This is a genomic window from Thalassovita mangrovi, from assembly GCF_009857745.1.
Classification (GTDB): domain Bacteria; phylum Pseudomonadota; class Alphaproteobacteria; order Rhodobacterales; family Rhodobacteraceae; genus Thalassobius; species Thalassobius mangrovi.
The window spans coordinates 103,146-121,523 of sequence record NZ_WWEN01000004.1; the positions used below are offsets into that span (position 1 = coordinate 103,146).

The 18,378-nt window shown below is 63.0% G+C and carries 16 protein-coding genes; 7 read left to right on the plus strand and 9 right to left on the minus strand.

Annotated elements, in window-relative coordinates:
* The first annotated feature begins 49 nt into the window (after positions 1-49).
* Positions 50-451 (plus strand): c-type cytochrome, encoded by a 402-nt coding sequence (locus GR167_RS10760; RefSeq protein ID WP_160973497.1) that lies wholly within the window; start codon positions 50-52, stop codon positions 449-451.
* Positions 452-789: 338 nt separating this feature from the next.
* Positions 790-1,044, plus strand: coding sequence for a penta-EF hand family protein (locus GR167_RS10765; protein ID WP_160973498.1), 255 nt, complete (start codon positions 790-792; stop codon positions 1,042-1,044).
* 64 nt (positions 1,045-1,108) lie between these two features.
* On the opposite strand, the gene ilvN is transcribed toward GR167_RS10765, so the two are convergent.
* From ilvN to GR167_RS10785, 4 genes are all read right to left on the minus strand, one after another.
* Positions 1,109-1,669: an acetolactate synthase small subunit gene (gene ilvN / locus GR167_RS10770; RefSeq protein WP_160973499.1), complete on the minus strand. Its 561-nt coding sequence runs from the start codon at positions 1,667-1,669 to the stop codon at positions 1,109-1,111.
* A gap of 66 nt (positions 1,670-1,735) precedes the next feature.
* Positions 1,736-3,490, minus strand: a complete 1,755-nt coding sequence (locus GR167_RS10775) for an acetolactate synthase 3 large subunit (RefSeq protein WP_160973500.1) — start codon at positions 3,488-3,490, stop codon at positions 1,736-1,738.
* Between the two features lie 1,192 nt (positions 3,491-4,682).
* Positions 4,683-5,327, minus strand: a complete 645-nt coding sequence (locus GR167_RS10780; protein ID WP_160973824.1) for a response regulator transcription factor — start codon at positions 5,325-5,327, stop codon at positions 4,683-4,685.
* Positions 5,327-6,760, minus strand: coding sequence for a cache domain-containing protein (locus GR167_RS10785; protein WP_160973501.1), 1,434 nt, complete (start codon positions 6,758-6,760; stop codon positions 5,327-5,329). The genes GR167_RS10780 and GR167_RS10785 overlap by 1 nt, the downstream gene beginning before the upstream one ends.
* A 237-nt stretch (positions 6,761-6,997) precedes the next feature.
* Here GR167_RS10785 and GR167_RS10790 point away from each other — a divergent pair, with 237 nt between their 5' ends.
* The 3 genes from GR167_RS10790 to GR167_RS10800 all read left to right on the plus strand — a co-directional run bounded on the left by GR167_RS10790 (position 6,998) and on the right by GR167_RS10800 (position 11,491).
* Positions 6,998-8,086, plus strand: a complete 1,089-nt coding sequence (locus tag GR167_RS10790; protein ID WP_160973502.1) for a TRAP transporter substrate-binding protein — start codon at positions 6,998-7,000, stop codon at positions 8,084-8,086.
* A gap of 100 nt (positions 8,087-8,186) precedes the next feature.
* The gene (locus GR167_RS10795; protein WP_160973503.1) at positions 8,187-9,122 is read left to right on the plus strand and encodes a TRAP transporter small permease subunit; all 936 of its coding nucleotides are present in this window, start codon (positions 8,187-8,189) and stop codon (positions 9,120-9,122) included.
* Between the two features lie 14 nt (positions 9,123-9,136).
* Positions 9,137-11,491 carry a TRAP transporter large permease subunit gene (locus tag GR167_RS10800; RefSeq protein WP_160973504.1) on the plus strand — a complete coding sequence of 785 codons (2,355 nt, stop codon included), beginning with the start codon at positions 9,137-9,139 and terminating at the stop codon, positions 11,489-11,491.
* A gap of 200 nt (positions 11,492-11,691) precedes the next feature.
* Here the strand turns inward: GR167_RS10800 and GR167_RS10805 are convergent, their stop codons facing one another.
* The 4 genes from GR167_RS10805 to GR167_RS10820 all read right to left on the minus strand — a co-directional run bounded on the left by GR167_RS10805 (position 11,692) and on the right by GR167_RS10820 (position 14,154).
* Complete coding sequence (locus tag GR167_RS10805; RefSeq protein WP_160973505.1) at positions 11,692-12,516, minus strand: arginyltransferase; 825 nt, start codon at positions 12,514-12,516, stop codon at positions 11,692-11,694.
* 115 nt (positions 12,517-12,631) lie between these two features.
* Positions 12,632-13,081: an RDD family protein gene (locus GR167_RS10810; protein ID WP_160973506.1), complete on the minus strand. Its 450-nt coding sequence runs from the start codon at positions 13,079-13,081 to the stop codon at positions 12,632-12,634.
* Positions 13,082-13,148: 67 nt separating this feature from the next.
* The gene (locus GR167_RS10815) at positions 13,149-13,577 is read right to left on the minus strand and encodes a DUF2852 domain-containing protein (protein ID WP_160973507.1); all 429 of its coding nucleotides are present in this window, start codon (positions 13,575-13,577) and stop codon (positions 13,149-13,151) included.
* A gap of 109 nt (positions 13,578-13,686) precedes the next feature.
* Complete coding sequence (locus tag GR167_RS10820; RefSeq protein ID WP_160973508.1) at positions 13,687-14,154, minus strand: YbaK/EbsC family protein; 468 nt, start codon at positions 14,152-14,154, stop codon at positions 13,687-13,689.
* Positions 14,155-14,339: 185 nt separating this feature from the next.
* On the opposite strand from GR167_RS10820, the gene glnE reads away from it, so the two are divergent.
* On the plus strand, positions 14,340-17,120 hold the full coding sequence (glnE, locus tag GR167_RS10825) for a bifunctional [glutamate--ammonia ligase]-adenylyl-L-tyrosine phosphorylase/[glutamate--ammonia-ligase] adenylyltransferase (RefSeq protein WP_160973509.1): 2,781 nt from the start codon (positions 14,340-14,342) through the stop codon (positions 17,118-17,120).
* Positions 17,117-17,386 carry a hypothetical protein gene (locus GR167_RS10830; RefSeq protein WP_160973510.1) on the plus strand — a complete coding sequence of 90 codons (270 nt, stop codon included), beginning with the start codon at positions 17,117-17,119 and terminating at the stop codon, positions 17,384-17,386. The genes glnE and GR167_RS10830 overlap by 4 nt, the downstream gene beginning before the upstream one ends.
* Here the strand turns inward: GR167_RS10830 and GR167_RS10835 are convergent.
* Positions 17,383-18,312 (minus strand): AEC family transporter, encoded by a 930-nt coding sequence (locus GR167_RS10835; protein WP_160973511.1) that lies wholly within the window; start codon positions 18,310-18,312, stop codon positions 17,383-17,385. The two genes, GR167_RS10830 and GR167_RS10835, sit on opposite strands and share 4 nt — an antisense overlap.
* Positions 18,313-18,378: the final 66 nt, after the last annotated feature.

Sequence of the window (18,378 nt, forward strand, 5' to 3'; positions counted from 1 at the left end):
GCGGCTGCGTGAAGGCGCAGTGAATTTCAGTATCAGAAGGAGAAGAGCAATGCATAAGAAGGCCCTTTTTGCAGTAGCCACGATCACTGCGCTCTGCACGGGACCGGTTCTGGCCGAAGACGTGAAAGATCCCGGCCGCGTGACCTATGAACAATACTGCTCCGCCTGCCACGGCGATTACGGCATGGGCAAGGGATCGGTCGCCGATGTCCTGACCACCGAAGTGCCCGACCTGACCACGCTGTCGGCGCGCAATGACGGGGTGTTCCCGATGCTCCAGGTGATCCATGTGATCGACGGCCGCACCGGGGTGCGGGCGCATGGCGGACCGATGCCGATCTTCGGCGCGCTGTTCTCGGATGATCAGGATTTCGGCCCCTATGGCGGCCCGGTCTATACCCGCGGCAAGATCCTGTCGCTGGCCTATTACCTGGAATCGATCCAGAAATAACCAACCCGGCGACAGTCTGAAATTCGCCCGCAACCGCGCCAGTCCCTGGCGCGGTTGTTTCGTTTGGGGCCGATTCCCGTCATGGGCGGCGCTTTGCCGATCCCTCCAACATGGCAAAACCGGCGCCGGGCCGCCCAATCGCGGACCCGCTGCCGGTGATGTTCCGCCGGGGCGGAATTCTGCGCCAAACCCTGCCCATGAGAATCGCGGAATGTCGCGGCGGACCGCCGGAAAGAGGGGAGGACCCGCCCGCCGCTTCCCGCTGCCGCGCGGGGATGATCGGATGGTCCCAGGACAGGCACAGTGCCGTCCGAGAAAACTGACAAGAGGATATGAAAATGCGTATCGCAACACGTCTGAGCACCGCCGCAATCGCCCTGACCCTGGCCAGCCCGGTTCTGGCCGAGGGGATCGACGCCAGCCTCGATACCGATGGCGACGGGGCCTACAGCTTCGCCGAGCTTTCCGCCGCCTTCCCCGACCTGGCCGAGGAAAGCTTCACCCAGTTCGACGCCTCCGCCGACGGGCTGCTGGATGCGCAGGAAGTGGCGGAAATGAAAAAGGCTGGCGCCTTCCCGATGAAGGACGGCTAAGAAAAAGCCCCCCGGTTTCGCACCGGGGGGCTTTATCCTTTGATGGGACTGGGAAAACGCGGGCTCAGGCGCCGCGCGACAGCGCCGCGACGCCGGTGCGCGCCACCTCGACCAGGCCCAGCGGGCGCATCAGATCGGCGAAGGCGTCGATCTTTTCCGGCGTGCCGGTGATCTCGAACACGAAGCTTTCCAGGGTGCTGTCCACCGCGTTGGCGCGGAAGATATCGGCCAGGCGCAGCGCCTCGACCCGCTTCTCGCCGTCGCCGCGCACCTTGACCAGCGCCAGTTCGCGTTCCACCGTCGCGCCCTCGACGGTCAGGTCGTGGACCTCGTGCACCGGCACGATCCGGCCCAGCTGCGCCTTGATCTGTTCGATCACCTGCGGCGTGCCCTCGGTGACGATGGTGATGCGGGAATGATGGCCCAGGTGATCGACCTCGGCCACGGTCAGGCTTTCGATATTGTAGCCGCGCCCGGAAAACAGCCCGATCACGCGCGCCAGAACACCCGGTTCGTTATCGACCTTCACCGCCAGCGTGTGGCGTTCCTTGGTGTCCGAAAAGGTCGGGCGCAGGTTGTAGGCGGAATGCTTGGTCGAGCCTTTTTTGATTTGTAGAGCAGCCATGATGTCTTCTTCTTTTCAAAAATATCCACGGGGGTCCGGGGGCCGTCAGCCCCCGGGGCTCGGACGTCAGACCAGGACCGCGCCGGAGGACCCGATCGCGTCCTTGGTGCTGGCTTCGCCCAGCAGCATCTTGTTATGCGGCTCGCCCGACGGGATCATCGGGAAGCAGTTTTCGTGCTTTTCCACCAGGCAGTCGAAGATCACCGGCCCGTCATAGTCGAGCATTTCCATGATCGCGTCGTCCAGGTCGGCCGGGTCGTCGCAGCGGATGCCCTTGCAGCCGAAGGCATCGGCGAGCTTGACGAAATCGGGCAGCGCCTCGGACCAGCTGTGCGAATAGCGTTCGCCATGCAGCAGTTCCTGCCACTGCCGCACCATGCCCAGACGTTCGTTGTTCAGGATGAACTGCTTGACCGGCAGGCGGAACTGCACCGCGGTACCCATTTCCTGCATGTTCATCAGCCAGGACGCTTCGCCGGCCACGTTGATCACCAGGGCATCGGGATGCGCCATCTGGATGCCGATCGAGGCGGGAACGCCATATCCCATGGTGCCCAGCCCGCCGGAGGTCATCCAGCGGTTGGGGTCCTCGAAGCCCAGGTACTGCGCCGCCCACATCTGGTGCTGGCCCACCTCGGTGCAGACATAGCGGTCGTGCCCCTTGGTCAGCTCCTCCAGACGCTTCAGCGCGTATTGCGGCCGGATCGTCTTGCCCTTCTGTTCGAATTTCAGGCAATCGATCGCCTTCCAGCCGTCGATCTGTTTCCACCAGCCTGCCAGCGCTTCCTTGTTGGTCTTGCGGCCGCGCGCCTTCCAGACCTTCAGGATGTCTTCCAGCACATGGGCGACGTCGCCGACGATCGGGATGTCGACGCGGATCACCTTGTTGATCGAGCTGGGATCGATGTCGATATGGGCCTTTTTCGATTTCGGGCTGAACGCGTCGATGCGGCCGGTGATCCGGTCGTCGAAGCGCGCGCCGATATTGATCATCAGATCGCAATCGTGCATCGCCATGTTGGCCTCATAGAGCCCGTGCATCCCCAGCATCCCCAGCCAGCCCTTGCCGCTGGCCGGATAGGCGCCCAGACCCATCAGGGTCGAGGTAACGGGGAAGCCGGTCGCATCGGCCAGTTCGCGCAGCAGCTGGCTTGCCGCCGGGCCGGAATTGATCACGCCGCCGCCGGTGTAGAAGATCGGCTTCTTGGCGTTCTCGATCGCATCGACCAGTTCCTCGATCTCGGCCATGTCGCCCTTCATCTGGGGCTGGTAATGGCTGACTTCGATCTTCTGCGGCTCGACATATTTTCCGGATGCGAATTGCACGTCCTTCGGGATGTCGATCAGCACCGGGCCGGGGCGGCCCGACTTGGCAACGTGGAACCCTTCGTGGATCGTGGCCGCCAGCTTGTCGGTGTCCTTCACCAGCCAGTTATGCTTGGTGCACGACCGGGTGATGCCGACGGTGTCGGCTTCCTGGAACGCGTCCGAGCCGATCATGAAGGTCGGCACCTGGCCGGTCAGCACCACGATCGGGATCGAGTCGAGCAGCGCATCGGTCAACCCGGTCACCGCGTTGGTGGCGCCGGGGCCCGAGGTCACCAGCACAACGCCGGGCTTGCCGGTGGAACGTGCATAGCCTTCGGCGGCATGCACCGCGCCCTGTTCGTGGCGCACCAGCACGTGGCGGATATCGTTTTGCAGGAAAATCTCGTCGTAAATCGGTAGTACGGCGCCGCCCGGGTATCCGAATACGACTTCCACGCCCTGATCCTTGAGGGCCTGGACCACCATTTTCGCTCCGGTCATCTGACGTGTCATCTTTTCGCTCCGTTTACGACGTCAATAAATCAGCCAATAAAAAGCCCCCGATTTTCAGTCGGGGGCGCATGGGGTTCCATTATGGTGTCCGTTACCGGCCCATGCGCCATTTTCCTACGATTACGACTAGCGTTTGCATCGTCTGAGGCTCCCTAAAGTACTGGGCGGAGTATTATGGCTGGGGGCAGGGGGCGTCAACCGCGAAAAAATCAAAAAGTGTCGCAGGAGGGCGGTTTTTCTTTGCGAAAATTGCGCGCGGGGGCGTGGATGCGATATCGGGGCCGGAAAAAGGCGATGCGCGCTATTCACGCGACGGGGCAAGCCTGTTCGAACGGGCTTGGGCAAGCGCCACCCCAGCCACTTCTTCCTGAACATTGAAAAGATAGCGCCGCAAGGCTGTAGAGGGTCAAAAATGCCCCTCGGAATGCCCCACGTATTTTGGTCATCTGGTTGGCGTCTACAGGGTTATCTGTTCGAAAATTAAGATTTCTGTTTTGGGCCGCGAACTGACGCGCACAGTGACTTCGGTTAGGCGCAAAGACCGGGCTGCACAAAGCACTTGTGCACTAGCATAAGGTTTCAACCTATCCGATTGACCGTTTTTATTTTTTTTCAATGCAAGGGAGGCAGCACGTGACTGATCATTGGATCGGAATTGAATGTGACTGGCAGTCAGAACCGAAACCATCACCCGAAGCCTTGGCTACAGCAACCGAGTTGGTAGGCGCAGCCCGGGCTGCCGGTTTTCCTCCCGAAGCTGCCACGACAGGGTACTGGCCCACTGTGCGTTTGATTTGGGATGGCGGTCGAACGGAAGTGGAGGTCTTCGATGGAAGCTATGAACTCTATTTCCTGCCAACCTCCCCGGAAGAGGGGCAGTTCGAAATTGTTGAATATGATGCGGGAGCACCAAATGTTTTGGCAACGCTTCTCTCAGAAATAGCTCAAATGCGATCGCGAGAGCCCAAGTTGCCGCCTGGGCCTACAACCGGTCGTTCGCTACGGGGACCATGGAGCCCCGAATAGTCCAATAACCGCCCTACCTTGCCCCAACCGTTGCCCCACTCGCCAACGAGCGGCAAATTTCCGGTATAGGTACATCCGCCTACACAAATTCCTGCCTTCGAAGGCACTTGTGGCAAAGCGCTATGAAGCGCCTTGTAACGTGTCGGATATCCCGGCGCGTCCGGCCCTAAAGCCCGACGCCGGTGCCCTGCAGCACCCCGTGTTCCAGCGCGTAACGGGTCAGCCCGGCGGTCGAGGAAATGCCCAGCTTGCGCTTGATGTTCTTGCGGTGGGTTTCCACCGTGCGCACCGAAATATCCAGCGTCGCGGCCACTTCCTTGTTCGACTTGCCCTGCGCCAGTTGCAGCAGGATCGTCTGTTCCCGTTCGGTCAGCTGTTCGCGGTTCTTGCCGTCCGGCGGGGTCAGCGACCCTTGTGCGCCGGTGCAAAGATAGCGTTCGCCGCGCATCACCGCGTCGATGGCCGCCTTGATTTCCTCGGTCGGCACGTCCTTGAGCACATAGCCCATCGCGCCGTGGCTCAGCGCCGAGGCGATATAGTCGCGGCTGTCATGCATCGACAGGATCAGCACCCTTGTTTCGGGGCAGCGTTCGAGGATGATCTCGGTCGCCGACAGCCCGCCGATATCGGGCATGTTGAGATCCATCAGCACCACGTCGGGGCGCAGGGTTTCCACCGCGTCGATGATGTCGCGGCCCCTGTGGAAGGCGGCGACGATTTCGATATCGTCATAGGCTTCCAGGATCGACTGGATGCCTTCGGCGACCATCGGGTGATCGTCCACGATCACGACTTTCACGGTGTTTGTCATCATGATGCTTTCTTCGGCGTCTCGGGGGCGGGGTCCGGCGGCAGCAGGTGGTTGAGAGGCACGATGGCCTCGATCGATGTCCCGTCGCGTCCCGACTGAATTTTCAAGGTTCCGTCCAGCTGTTCGATCCGTTCCTGCATGTTGCGCAGCCCCAGCCCGCCCGGGGTTTCGTCCTTGTTGGCCTTGCCGGGTGTCCCGGACAGGCCGCAGCCATTGTCGGTGATGCGCAGCGTCGCCCCCTGGCGGTGGCCGCGCAGATCGACGGAGACCTCGGTGGCGTCGGCATGGCGTTCGACATTGGTCAGCGCTTCCTGCGCGATGCGGTAAAGCGCGATCTTGCTCTCTTCGTCAAGCCGGTTGCGGAAAACCACGGTGGTAAAATCGACCTTGATCCCGGTGCGGGCGCTGAAATCCTCGCTCAGGGTCTGGATCGCCGGGCCGAGCCCCAGATCGTCCAGCGCGCCGGGGCGCAGGTCGCGGCTGATCCGGCGGACTTCCTGGATCGCGCCGGACAGGTGGTCGATCCCCTTGTCGAGCATCTCTCCGGCGCGGTCGTCGCCGCTCTGATACCGGCGCCGGGCGATTTCCAGCGCGTAACGGATGCCGACGAGGATCTGGCTGATGCCGTCATGCAATTCGCGCGCGACACGGCCGCGTTCTTCTTCCTGGGCGTCGAACACCCGCTGGGTCAGCTTCTTCAGCTTGGCATCGGCCAGCCGGCGTTCGCGGATATTGATCATCATCCCGGTCAGGAACACCAGCAGCAGCGCCGCCAGGGTGATGGCGCCGATATAGATAAAGGTGCGCTGCACCCGCTGTTCCACCTCGGCGCGGCTCGCCGCGACGTGCTGCAGGATGTCGTCGATATAGACGCCGGTGCCCACCGCCCACCGCCAGGACGGGAAGGAGGTCACATAGGTGATCATCCGCGCCTCTTCCCCGGTTGAGGGTTTCGGCCACAGATGTTCGACATAGCCCGCCCCCTGCCGCGCGGTGGCGATGAATTCGGCCACCACCGGTTTGCCCTCGCCATCGGTCAGATCCATCCAGTTGCGGTTGATCATATCGGTCTGGCGCGGGCTGACCAGGTTGTTGCCGTCGTAATCGTAGACGAAGAAGAAGCCTTCTTCGCCATAGATCATCGCCGACAGGATCTGCATCACCTGCTGCTTGGCGGCTTCGTCATCGGGCGCGGCGCGGCCATAGATGAAGTAGAACCCGTTGCGCGCCTGGGTCACGTAGTTGCGCAGTTCTTCCTTCTTGGCCTCGATCAGCTGGGTTTCGAGCTGATGGATTTCGCGTTCCGCCAATTGCCGCGACTGGTTCGCCACCAGCAGCGCGATCGCGGTCACCGCCAGGATCAGCGGCAGGGTGGCCAGCAGGAACAGTTTCTGACCGTAAGAGGGGCGCAAGGCAGCGAAAATCCGGGACATGCGTGATTCGATACGCGCGATTGCGGCCGAAGCAAAGTCTCTTTGCGTCCCAAATATTCGGGAAGCTCGATATATAATTTCATAATCGGTCAGTTTTTTTGTCCATTTATTACCTTTCTACGTACTACTTGGTATTCCCCCCCGGAGGCGCACTAGATAGTGTTGCCGCACTTTAAACGATCCGCACCCAGGCCGTGGAGGGCCTGACGTGCAGAAGACATCTGGGAGGATCAATTTATGGATCGTCGTTCTTTTCTGAAAACTTCGGCTCTGGGCGGTACGGCTGCTGCAGCTTCGTCGCTGGCGGCGCCGGTTTACGCACAGGGCAAGCGCACCCTGACCATGGTCACCTCGTGGCCGCGCGGCTTCGCCGTTCTGGACGATGCTGCCAGCTACCTGGAAAAAATGGTGTCCGAACTGTCCGATGGCAACCTGACCATCGACAAGAAAGCACCGGGCGAACTGGTGGGCGCGCTGGAAGTCTTCGACGCGGTGTCGTCGGGCCAGGCGGACATGTATCACTCGGCCGATTACTACTTCATCGGTCAGCACCCGGCCTATGGCTACTTCACCGCAGTGCCCTTCGGCGGCACCGCGCAGGAAATCATCAACTGGTACTACCACGACGGCGGCGAGCAGCTGCACGACGAGCTGGGCCAGATCTTCAACCTGAAAGGCATGCTGGCCGGTAACTCGGGTTCGCAGTCGGGCGGCTGGTTCCGCAAGGAAATCAAGTCGGCAGCCGACTTCAACGGCCTGAAATTCCGTATGCCCGGTCTGGGCGGCAAGGTTCTGGGCAAACTGGGCGCATCGGTTCAGAACATCCCCGGCGGCGAACTGTATCAGGCGCTGTCTTCGGGCGCTCTGGACGGCCTGGAATGGGTTGGCCCGATGGCCGACGAACGCGCCGGCTTCCAGGAAGTGGCGAAAGTCTACTACGCCGCGGGCTTCCACGAGCCGGGTTCGGCCCTGTCGGCCAACGTCAACCTGGACGTCTGGAACGACCTGACCGACCAGCACCGCGCGATCCTGCGTTACGCCTCGATGGCGACCACGCAGCTGCAGCTGTCGGAAACCCTGGCCAACAACGGTGCCGCTCTGGAGCGTCTGAAGGCGCAGGGCGTGAAGGTTCTGCAGTTCCCCGACGACGTTTGGGATGCCTTCGGTGCCGCTTCGAAAGAAGTCATGGACGAAAACATGGACGATCCGCTCTACGCGAAAATCCGCGAAAGCTTCGAGAAGTCGCTGTACTCCTCGTCGGAATGGATCAACCAGTCGGACGGTTTCTACGTTCAGCAGCGTAACCGCGTTCTGGGCAAAGGCTAATCTGTCCAGCTGAAAGTTTGAGGGCCCCTGTCTGACAGGGGCCCTTTCTGGCGTTCTTACGCCTATCGAAATCCCTGCAAGGGGAAACACGGGGGAAATCATGCAGGAAGAAAGCTCTGTCACTCTCGGACAGATCCTGGGTGCATTGGGCGATGGCGTGGTCTGGGTCTTCCAGAACATTGCCATGGCGTTTTACAATTTCGGTTACGCGGTTTCGCATCCGCAGCTCTGGCTGGACTGGACCAACAAAGAATCGGTGATGCGCTTCGTCTACTACGGCGGGTCGGTCGAATTCTTTTTCGTCGTCTTCGTGGCGGTCTTGATCGTCACGGCCATCGGCATGTGGCGCAACAGCTTCATGTGGGGCTGTGTGCGGGTGCTGGAAGGCTTCGCCAACACGGTCGGGCGGTTCTTCGCCTGGGCCGGTCTGCTGATGGTTCTGCAGCAGATCATCATCGTTTTCATGCAGCGGATCTTTACCCGGCCGGACATCGTCTTCGGCTTTGGCGTGCCGCTGCAGTTCGACATCAGCTGGTACGCCGAGGAGCTGAAATTCTACAACGCGCTGGTGGTGACGCTTTGCGCCACCTACACCTTCGTTCAGGGCGGTCACGTCCGGGTGGACCTGGTCTATGCCGGGGTGAAATTCCGCACCAAGAAGGTGATCGACATGTTCGGGGCGCTGTTCTTCATGATCCCCGCGGCGACGCTGATCTGGCTGTATGGCTGGTTCTTCATGTGGCGCCACCTGATCGTGCCGAAACCGTCGGCCAGCGACACTCTGGAACGGCTGCTGATGAAATCCCGCGCGATGCGCTGGAACGTGGAAACCATCGGTTTCTCGCCCAACGGCTTCACTGCTTACTTCCTGTTCAAGATCCTGCTCGTGACCTTCTGCGGCATGGTCTTCCTGCAGGCGATTGCCTTCTTCTACCGCTCCTACCTAGAATGGAAAGAAGGCGAGGAAAGCGAAAACAAATACCTCGACAAGGATACGCTTGGCGAAGGTGAAGAAGCCTACGAAGGCACGCATTAAAGGGGCAGTGGACAATGCTATTTGGACTTGATGGGGTCGAAATCGGCCTGATTATCGTCGCTCTATGCCTCTTCGGGGGCATTCTTTCGGGCTTCCCGGTGGCCTTCGCCATCGCCGGGGCAGGGGCGATTTCCTTCGGGATCATCGCCGCGCTGGACAGCGCCGGCTTGCTGATACACCAGGCGATCGATACCGGATCGGCGATGTATCAGGAACTGGTCAGTTCCGGGGTCAAACCCGATTCAATATCGATCTTCCGATATCCCGACCTGCCAAGGCTGGCCGAACCGGTCTTCGCCAAGGGCTGGGAAACCGCGATGGACCGCAACGTGTCCTTCATCGTGAACCGGATGAACGAACGGGTTCTTGCCGGCCAGTCGATCGAAACGCTGCTGGCGGTGCTGATGTTCGTGCTGATGGGCATCACGCTGGAACGCTCGAAGATCGCAAACGACCTGCTGACCACCATGGCGCGCGTCTTCGGGCCGCTGCCCGGCGGTCTGGCCGTGTCGGTTGTCGTCGTGGGTGCCTTCCTGGCGGCTTCGACCGGGATCGTGGGCGCCACCGTGGTGACCATGGGCCTGCTGTCGCTGCCGACCATGCTGCGCAACAACTATTCGCCCGAGATCGCCACCGGCGTGATAGCGGCGTCTGGCACGCTGGGGCAGATCATTCCGCCCTCGATCGTGATCGTTCTGCTGGGCACGCTGGCCGGTGACCTCTATTCGGCGGCACAGGAAGCCCGGGCGCAGGCGGCGGGTTGTACCGACGCGCTGACCTATCTGGGCGAACCGGCCGTGGTGTCGGTGGGTACGCTGTTCCAGGCGGCGCTGCTGCCGGGCATCCTGCTGGCGCTGCTCTATGCGCTTTACGCCTTCGGCTATGCGCTGCTGAACCCCTCGAAGGCCCCCGCGGTCGAGATCGGCCACACCAGTCACGAACCGATTTCGCGCCGTGAAGGGCTGACCTGGTTCCTGGCCATTCCGGCGGCGCTGATCGCCGGTACCTTCCTGCTCGCCGAAGTGGGCGTGGTCGGCAGCCAGAGCCTGCAGGTGGACACCTACACCGATGTCGGCACCGGCGCGTCGCTGCGCACCAATGTCGGCGACGAATGCAAGGCGTCGATGATCGAACTGCACGGTCAACAGGCCTGGGACGATGCCATCGCCCAGCAGCAGGCGATCGACGCGGCCGGCGGCGTGCAGGAAAGCCGCAAGCTGTCGCCCGAGGAAATCGCCGAACGCGTGGCCGCCAAGATCGAAGCCGCGGCGCCGATCGGCACCGGCGTGGCCGTTCTGCTGATCATGCTGGCGATCACCCTGGCCTGGAGCCGCGGCACCAGCCCGTCCTCGGACCCGCGTCCGCTGATCATCGGGGCCATCGGCATCATCCTGACCGCGCTTGTCGATATCCTGCTGGTCGGGCCGGAGACGAGTTCGGGCAAGATGGTCGTGCTGATGGCGATCCCAGCGGTGATTGCGCTCTATGGCTGCCGTCACGGTGTTGAACGGCTGGCCAAGAACGAACTGCTGCGGGTGGTGTTCCCGCCGCTGGTTCTGATCATCGCGGTGCTGGGGTCGATCCTGGGTGGCATCACCAACCCGACGCCGGCAGCGGCGCTCGGTGCCGGTGGCGCGATCATGCTGGCGGCCTACCGCAAGCTGCGCGACGAGGAGAAGTCGGGCAAGATCGTGATCTGGTCCACCTTCGCGGTGATCATCACCATCCTTGTCGGGATCAACTTCGATCTGCGGATCAACCAGCCCGAAGTCAGCTTCGAAAGCTGGGTGGCGTTCTTCGTCGCCTATGCGGCCTATCTCTACGCTGCCTTCGGCCTGCTCTACAGCTGCTATGTGCTGTTCCGCTCGGGCGTCCTGACCCCGGTGGTGCGCGAAACGGCCAAGGTGACCTCGATGGTGTTCACCATCCTGATCGGGTCGCAGCTGCTGAACCTGGTGGTGATCTCCTTCGGTGGGGAACACTACATTCAGCAGTTCCTGAAGAGCTTCGACAACGAATTCACGGTCTTCCTGATCGTGATGCTGGTGCTCTTCCTGCTGGGCTTCGTGCTGGACTTCCTCGAGATCATCTACATCGTGATCCCGATCGTCGGTCCCGTCATCTATGGCGGCACCTTCGATCCGAAATGGGTGACGATCATGATCGCGGTGAACCTGCAGACCTCGTTCCTGACGCCGCCGTTCGGCTTCGCGCTGTTCTACCTGCGCGGCGTGGCGCCATCGAGCGTGACGACGGCCCATATCTATCGTGGGGTCGTGCCCTTCGTGCTGATCCAGGTGGCGGGGCTTGCGCTGTTGTGGTTCTTCCCCTCGATCGTGACGATCGTGCCGGACCTGATCCCGCACTGATCCAAGGGATAGACAAGAAAAGGAAAGCCGCCCCCCGGGGCGGCTTTTCGTTTTTTAGGGGGCCTGAGCACCGGACATTTCCATCGGGCAAATTCCGTCCGGGGGAGGGCGCGACAATGACAACGCATACCGCTCGGAAGCGGAACACTAGTAGCGTCGTGATGTCTGGATGATCGTGAGATACCGCCGCGCGGCGGCGCTCAGAGCTTCACCGGGTGGCTGAGATCGGGCAGCGAGATATTGGCGACCTGTTCGGCGATCGGATCGGTCGACAGCGGGTGCAGTTCGGCGGAATAGGCGTCTTCGCCCTGGAACGCTTCCCAGCGGCCGCCCTTGAACACTTCCAGACCCGAAAAGCGGGATTTGTACCCCATCTTGCCGCTGCCCTGCACCCAATAGCCCAGATAGACGTAAGGCAGGCCGGTTTCGCGCGAAATCTCGATATGGTCCAGGATCACGTACGTGCCCAGGCTTTCGCGCGTCATCCTGGGATCGTAGAAGGAATAGACCATGCTGGTGCCGTCGGCCAGAAGGTCGGTCAGGCAGACCGCGATCAGCTTGTCGGTGTCGCGATCGGCATATTCGACCACCCGGCTGCGGACCGGGGTTTCCTCGATCATCGCGGCGAATTCGAACACGTCCATATCGGCCATGCCGCCATCGGCGTGGCGGCTGTCCAGGTAGCGGCGGAACAGGTCGTATTGTTCCTCGGTCGCCCAGGGCGAGGTGGCGCGGCGCACCAGGTTGTCGTTGCGCTTCAGCGTGCGGCGCTGGCTTTTGTTCGGCTTGAACGCGTCGACCCGGATCCGCGCCGACAGGCAGGCGGCGCAATCGGTGCAGGACGGCCGGTACAGCACGTTCTGCGACCGGCGGAATCCCTGTTGCGACAGGCTGTCATTCAGCGCACCGGCGGCATCCCCTTGCAGCGCGGTGAACAGCTTGCGCTCCATCCGGCCATCCAGATAGGGGCATGGCTGAGGCGCGGTCACATAAAACTGGGGAGCAAGGGGTAAAGTATGTCGCATATCTGTCACTAACCGGAATCCGGACGAAGATACCAGCCCCGTGCCGATGCGCCAAGAGTCGATGTTTTGACATAAAAAGCCGCCTGCGCGGCAAATTGCCGTTGTTTTCCCGCGATCAGCGGCGCGCCGCCCGGTTCAGCGCCACCGTGCCCAGCATCCGGTCGCTCAGCCCCTGGCCGTTGGCCGAGGTCGCCATCAGCACCACCGAGATCACCTGCAGCAGCGGAATGGCGAAGGAAATGGTCAGCCCCAGCGTATGCAGCGTGGCGGTGGACAGATCGAAGCGCCGCCCGTCGCCGGTGCGGAATTCGATCGCGGTCAGCCACATGCCCGGAGTGGCCGAACGGTTGGCCAAGCTGATCACCCGGTAGGCAAAGCCCACCGCGGTCAGCAGGAAGGGAAAGAAGAACACCCCGGCAAAGGCGGTGAAGGGCAGGATCGCCAAGCCGATCAGCACGATCAGCACGGTATCTATCACGAAGGCGATCAGCCGCTTGAGCGGCACATCGTCGTAGAATTCATGCTGGGTATCGGGGTCGGGCAGGTGCCAGTCCGTCGGCCGCATCGCTTGGTCCTTTCAGATCATGGCCGGCCCGGGGGCAAATCCGGGCCGGTCGAGTAGGGGCAGGGGATCAGGCGTCTTCGCGTTCCTGTTCGCGTTCCTGTGCCGCGGTCTTGGCGCGTTCGTCCATGAACTGGTCGAACTCGGCCTTGTCCTTGGCATCGCGCAGGCGCTGCAGGAAGGACTCGAACGCGTCCTGTTCCTGTTCCAGCCGGCGCAGCGTGTCGGCCTTGTAGGCGTCGAACGCGGTGTTGCCGCTGGATTTCATCGCGTGGAACCCGTGATGGGCGCGGCTGTGGCGTTTGCAGGATTTACCGAACATCTGTTTGCTCCAGATCATGTAGAAAAGAAGGGCCAGCCCGACGGGCCAGAAAAATACGAAGCCCAGGACCATCGCGGCGATCCAGGCGCCCTTGCCACGGCTGTCAAGCCAGGCTTCGGCTCTGGACAGCCATCCCATGGCCGTTCCGTTGGTCGAATATGAGGCGGCGGGTGTCATCAATTGTCTCCGTTTCTGTCGAAATGTGAATGTCTTTCACATTGGATAGATTGGCACCGCTGCCCGGTATTGCAAGACATGATGTGAATAGTTTTTACATTATTTTTGTTTATGCCGTGAAATCAGCGGCTTGCGCGCCTGTCAGCCGGGGCAATTCGGTGGGGTGGAGTTCGAAAATATGGTGCGGCGTGCCGGCAGCGGCCCAGATCACGTCGAATTCCAGCAGCCGCGGGTCGAGAAAGGCGCGGATCGGATTGAGGTGGCCGACCGGCGCCACGCCGCCGATGGCGAAGCCGGTCTGGGCGCGGATCAGCGCGGCGTCGGCCTTGCCCAGCTGTTCGCCCGCCACCGCGCTGGCCTTGTCGGTGTCGACCTGATTGCCGCCCGCGGTCAGGAACAGGATCGCCTCGCCGCTGTCTTCGCCCTTGAAGATCATCGACTTGGCGATCTGGTCCAGCTCGCAACCCGCCACGTCCGCCGCCTGCTGGGCGGTGCGCGCCAGGCCCAGTTCCTTGATCTCGGTTTCGATGCCGGCGTCTTCCAACGCCTTCTTCACGCGTTTGAGGCTCTTGCTCATCGGATAGTCCCTTTTCCCTGTGCGCTATCGTTAACGCAGCCGGGGAGGGCGGGCCAGCCCGTTGTCTGAACGCCCGCCCTCGGGGCCGGGCGCGACCCTGCCCTTGGCACAACCCCCGACGATATTCCCGCCGCAACTTGATCCCCGTCATTGACCGCCCCCGCGCCGCGCTCCATCTTGCCGCCATGACATTCGCATCCCGCATGACCCGCCAGCCCATTCCGTTCAAATCCGAGCGTGGGAAAGACGCGTTGGCGCTTTTCCCGGGCCTTACCCCCGAAGTTTCCGGGCTGATCGAAGGCGTTGCTGGCTGCAGCCCCTATCTGACGGTGCTGATGGAAAAGGAAACCGACTGGATCCTGCCCGCGCTGGACGGGCCGGCGGAGGCGGTGGACACCCTGTTCGCCGAGCTGCGCCGGACGCCCCCCGATCAGTTGCCGAACGCGCTGCGCCAGGCCAAGCGGCGGATCGCGCTGCTGGCGGGGCTGGCCGATTGCGCCGGGGTCTGGCCGCTGGAGCAGGTCACCGGCACCCTGACCAGGCTGGCCGATCTGGCCTGCCAACTGGCGCTGCAGGCGACGGTGGGGGCGGAAATCCGGCGCGGCAAGCTGCCCGGCGCCACCGAGGACGATATCGAGACCGCCGGTGGCATGGTCGCCTTTGCCATGGGCAAGATGGGTGCGTTCGAGCTGAACTATTCGTCGGACATCGACCTGATCTGCCTGTTCGACGAAACCCGTTACGATCGGGACGATTATCACGAGGCGCGGTCGTCGCTGGTGCGGGCGACGCGCAAGATGGCCAGCATGCTGTCGGACCTGACCGCCGAAGGCTACGTGTTCCGCACCGATCTGCGGCTGCGCCCGGACCCGGCTGTCACGCCTGTCTGCATGGCGATGGCGGCGGCGGAAACCTATTACGAAAGCCTTGGCCGAACCTGGGAACGCGCCGCCTATATCAAGGCGCGCCCGGCGGCGGGCGACCTGACCGCGGGGGCGGCGTTCCTGGACACCCTGCGCCCCTTCGTCTGGCGCAAGCATCTGGATTTCGCCGCGATCCAGGACGCCCATGACATGCGGCTGCGCATCCGCGAACACAAGGGGCTGGGCGGTGAACTGGACTTGCACGGCCACAACATGAAACTGGGCCGGGGCGGCATCCGTGAAATCGAATTCTTCACCCAGACCCGGCAATTGATCGCGGGTGGGCGCGACCCCGACCTGCGGGTACGCGGCACCGTCGACGGGCTGCGGGTGCTGGCCGAAAAGGGCTGGGTGCCTCAGGACGCCGCCGAGAAGCTGACCGATCACTACCGGTTCCACCGAGAGGTCGAACACCGCATCCAGATGGTCAACGACGCCCAGACCCACGACCTGCCCAACAACGAAGAGGGGTTGCAGCGTCTGGCCTGTTTCCTGGGCCGCGATCTGGACGAATTGAAAACCGATCTGCGCCAGCGGCTGGAAGAGGTGCACGCGCTGACCGAAGGGTTCTTCGCCCCCGACGCCAAGGCCCCGGCCGAGGAACCGATCGATGCCGAAATGGTGCAGCGCTGGCGATCCTACCCGGCGCTGCGCTCTGCCCGGGCGGTGGAAATCTTCGACCGCATCAAGCCACGCCTTTTCCAGCAACTGGCGCGCGCCGCCCGCCCCGAGGAGGCGATGCGCGCCTTCGACGGCTTCCTTGCCGGTCTGCCCGCAGGCGTGCAGCTGCTGTCGCTGTTCGAGGCCAATCCGCAGCTGATCGACCTTCTGATCGACATCGTCGGCACCGCGCCGCAGCTGTCGGCGCACCTGTCGCGCCATTCGGGCGTGTTCGACGCGGTGATCGGCGGCGATTTCTTCGCCCCCTGGCCGGGGCTGGCGGCGCTGCGGGATGAATTGGCGGGCAAGATGGCGGCGGAGGGCGATTACGAACGCAAGCTCGACCTCGCGCGCCGCTGGGCCAAGGAATGGCATTTCCGCGTCGGGGTGCATCACCTGCGCGGGCTGATCGACGCCGACGGCGCGGCGGAACAATATGCCGACCTGGCCGAGGCGGTTCTGACAGCGCTCTGGCCCGAAGTGGTGGCGCAATTCGCGGCGAAACACGGGGAATGCCCCGGTCGCGGCGCGATGGTGCTGGGGATGGGGTCGCTGGGCGCGCGGCGGCTCAACGCGACCTCGGATCTGGACCTGATCGTGGTCTATGACGCGGGTGGGGTGGAATATTCCGAGGGCCGACGCCCGCTGGCGTCGCGCGTTTATTACGCGCGGCTGACCCAGGCGATGGTGACCGCCGTGTCGGCGCTGCTGCCCGAGGGGCGTTTGTACGAGATCGACATGCGGCTGCGCCCGTCGGGCACCAAGGGCCCGGTGGCGACCAGCCTGACCAGTTTCCGCGATTACCAGCTGAACGAGGCCTGGACCTGGGAACACCTGGCGCTGACCCGCGCCCGTGCCGTTGCCGGCGACCGGAGTGTCGCGGATGACGTGGAACAGGTGCGGCGCGAAGTTCTAACCTCGCCGCATGACGCCGCCAAGGTGATCGCCGACGTGGCCGACATGCGCGCCAAGATCGCCGATGCCAAGGTGCCGTCGGGCCCGTGGGAGGCCAAGATCGGCCCGGGCCGGTTGCAGGATATCGAATTGCTGGCCCAGGCCAGCGCGGTGATGTTCGGCACCTGCACCCAATCGGTGCCCGAGGCGTTGGAAAGTGCGGTCGCGGGCGGCTGGCTGACCGAAGAGGAACGGCAGGCGTTGAACGCGTCTTATAACCTGTGTTGGAAATTGCAGATGGTGTCCAAATTGCTGACCGACAAACCGCTTGATCCCGACAGCATCGGGCAGGGCGGCTGTGACATGCTGCTGCGCGAAACCGGGGCGGCGGATGTGGCGGCGCTGCTGGCCGATCTGGGCCGGGGAAGCGAGGCAGCGGGCACCGCGATCGACGCGGCGCTGGCGCGCGACATAACGGTGCGGGCATGACGGGCGATCCGCTGGACCCCAAGGGGCTGATCCGGGAAAGCTTCCGGATCGACGGCATCACTGAGGCCGAATGCCGCTCGATCTTTCTCGACTGGGCGCTGAGCCTGCCGGACGGGGTGGACAGCCGGGCGATGCTGCCGAAGCTGATAGACCGCTATGCGGCGGAGCCCGCCGATCACCCGATGATGGCGGTACTGCGCGAAGGGCTGGGGCAGGTCGGCGGCGCGAAGCGGCGCGGCGGCTGGCGCGGACGGCGCGGGCGCTAGGGCAGGATCTGCAGCCAGCCCCAGACCGTCAGGATCGACACCGCTGTGGCAACCAGCACCGAGGACGCCGCGACCCTGCGGCCGACGCCGTAGATATTGGCGAAAAGATAGGTGTTCACGCCCGGCGCCATCGACGCGGTCAGCACCGCCGAGCGCAGGTCGCTGACCGGCAGGTCGAACGCCCGGCCCAGCCCGTAGACGATAGTGGGATGCAGGATCAGGCTGACCGCGATGATATAGGCGATCACCTTGCCATCGCCCTCGGGCCGATAACGCACCAGCAGACCGCCCAGGCCGAACAGGGCGGCGGGCAGGGCGGCGCGTTTCATCAGGTCCACCGCCGCCGTCACCGGTTCGGGCAGGGCGATGCCGCCCAGGTTGACGATGAAGCCAAGCGCGATGCCCACCACCAGCGCGTTGCGGAACATCGCGGTGGTCACGGTGCGCGCCACCCGCAGCGGAGACTGGCCGCGGGCGCGGACGATTTCCATCACCGTGATCCCAACCATGTAGCAAAACGGCGCATGCACCGACACGATGGCGAAATTGGCGGCCAGCGCATCGGCGCCATAGGCGCGTTCGGTGATCGCCAGCCCCAGCAGAACCGAATTGGAAAACAGCCCGATGAAACCGATGGAAACGCTGTCTTCCCACGGCCGCCCGAACAGGAAGCGCGCGCCCAGCATCCCGGCGGCGAAACCCGACGCGGCGCCGATATAGAAGGACAGCATCAGGGCGGGGTGATAGCTGCGGCTGAGGTCGAGCGTGGCGATGGCGGAAAACAGCAGGCAGGGGATTGCGAAATTCTGCGCGAATTTCATCAGCCCGTCGATCTGGCCCGCGTTCAGGTATCCCTTCCAGGTCGCGAAATAGCCGAACCCGATCACCAGGAAGACCGGCAGGACGACGTTGAGAAGGTCTTGCATCTATTCGGGGCCTTTGCGCGTGCGGAACGGGCGGGACGCCTCCGGCGGGGGGATGCCCGCCAAGAT

What these genes read in the sequence shown, in the direction of transcription:
- GR167_RS10760 (WP_160973497.1), top strand. Translation starts at nt 50, where the DNA reads ATGCATAAGAAGGCCCTTTTTGCAGTAGCCACGATCACTGCGCTCTGC.
- GR167_RS10765 (WP_160973498.1), top strand. Translation starts at nt 790, where the DNA reads ATGCGTATCGCAACACGTCTGAGCACCGCCGCAATCGCCCTGACCCTG.
- ilvN (WP_160973499.1), bottom strand. Translation starts at nt 1,669, where the DNA reads ATGGCTGCTCTACAAATCAAAAAAGGCTCGACCAAGCATTCCGCCTAC.
- GR167_RS10775 (WP_160973500.1), bottom strand. Translation starts at nt 3,490, where the DNA reads ATGACACGTCAGATGACCGGAGCGAAAATGGTGGTCCAGGCCCTCAAG.
- GR167_RS10780 (WP_160973824.1), bottom strand. Translation starts at nt 5,327, where the DNA reads ATGACAAACACCGTGAAAGTCGTGATCGTGGACGATCACCCGATGGTC.
- GR167_RS10785 (WP_160973501.1), bottom strand. Translation starts at nt 6,760, where the DNA reads ATGTCCCGGATTTTCGCTGCCTTGCGCCCCTCTTACGGTCAGAAACTG.
- GR167_RS10790 (WP_160973502.1), top strand. Translation starts at nt 6,998, where the DNA reads ATGGATCGTCGTTCTTTTCTGAAAACTTCGGCTCTGGGCGGTACGGCT.
- GR167_RS10795 (WP_160973503.1), top strand. Translation starts at nt 8,187, where the DNA reads ATGCAGGAAGAAAGCTCTGTCACTCTCGGACAGATCCTGGGTGCATTG.
- GR167_RS10800 (WP_160973504.1), top strand. Translation starts at nt 9,137, where the DNA reads ATGCTATTTGGACTTGATGGGGTCGAAATCGGCCTGATTATCGTCGCT.
- GR167_RS10805 (WP_160973505.1), bottom strand. Translation starts at nt 12,516, where the DNA reads ATGCGACATACTTTACCCCTTGCTCCCCAGTTTTATGTGACCGCGCCT.
- GR167_RS10810 (WP_160973506.1), bottom strand. Translation starts at nt 13,081, where the DNA reads ATGCGGCCGACGGACTGGCACCTGCCCGACCCCGATACCCAGCATGAA.
- GR167_RS10815 (WP_160973507.1), bottom strand. Translation starts at nt 13,577, where the DNA reads ATGACACCCGCCGCCTCATATTCGACCAACGGAACGGCCATGGGATGG.
- GR167_RS10820 (WP_160973508.1), bottom strand. Translation starts at nt 14,154, where the DNA reads ATGAGCAAGAGCCTCAAACGCGTGAAGAAGGCGTTGGAAGACGCCGGC.
- glnE (WP_160973509.1), top strand. Translation starts at nt 14,340, where the DNA reads ATGACATTCGCATCCCGCATGACCCGCCAGCCCATTCCGTTCAAATCC.
- GR167_RS10830 (WP_160973510.1), top strand. Translation starts at nt 17,117, where the DNA reads ATGACGGGCGATCCGCTGGACCCCAAGGGGCTGATCCGGGAAAGCTTC.
- GR167_RS10835 (WP_160973511.1), bottom strand. Translation starts at nt 18,312, where the DNA reads ATGCAAGACCTTCTCAACGTCGTCCTGCCGGTCTTCCTGGTGATCGGG.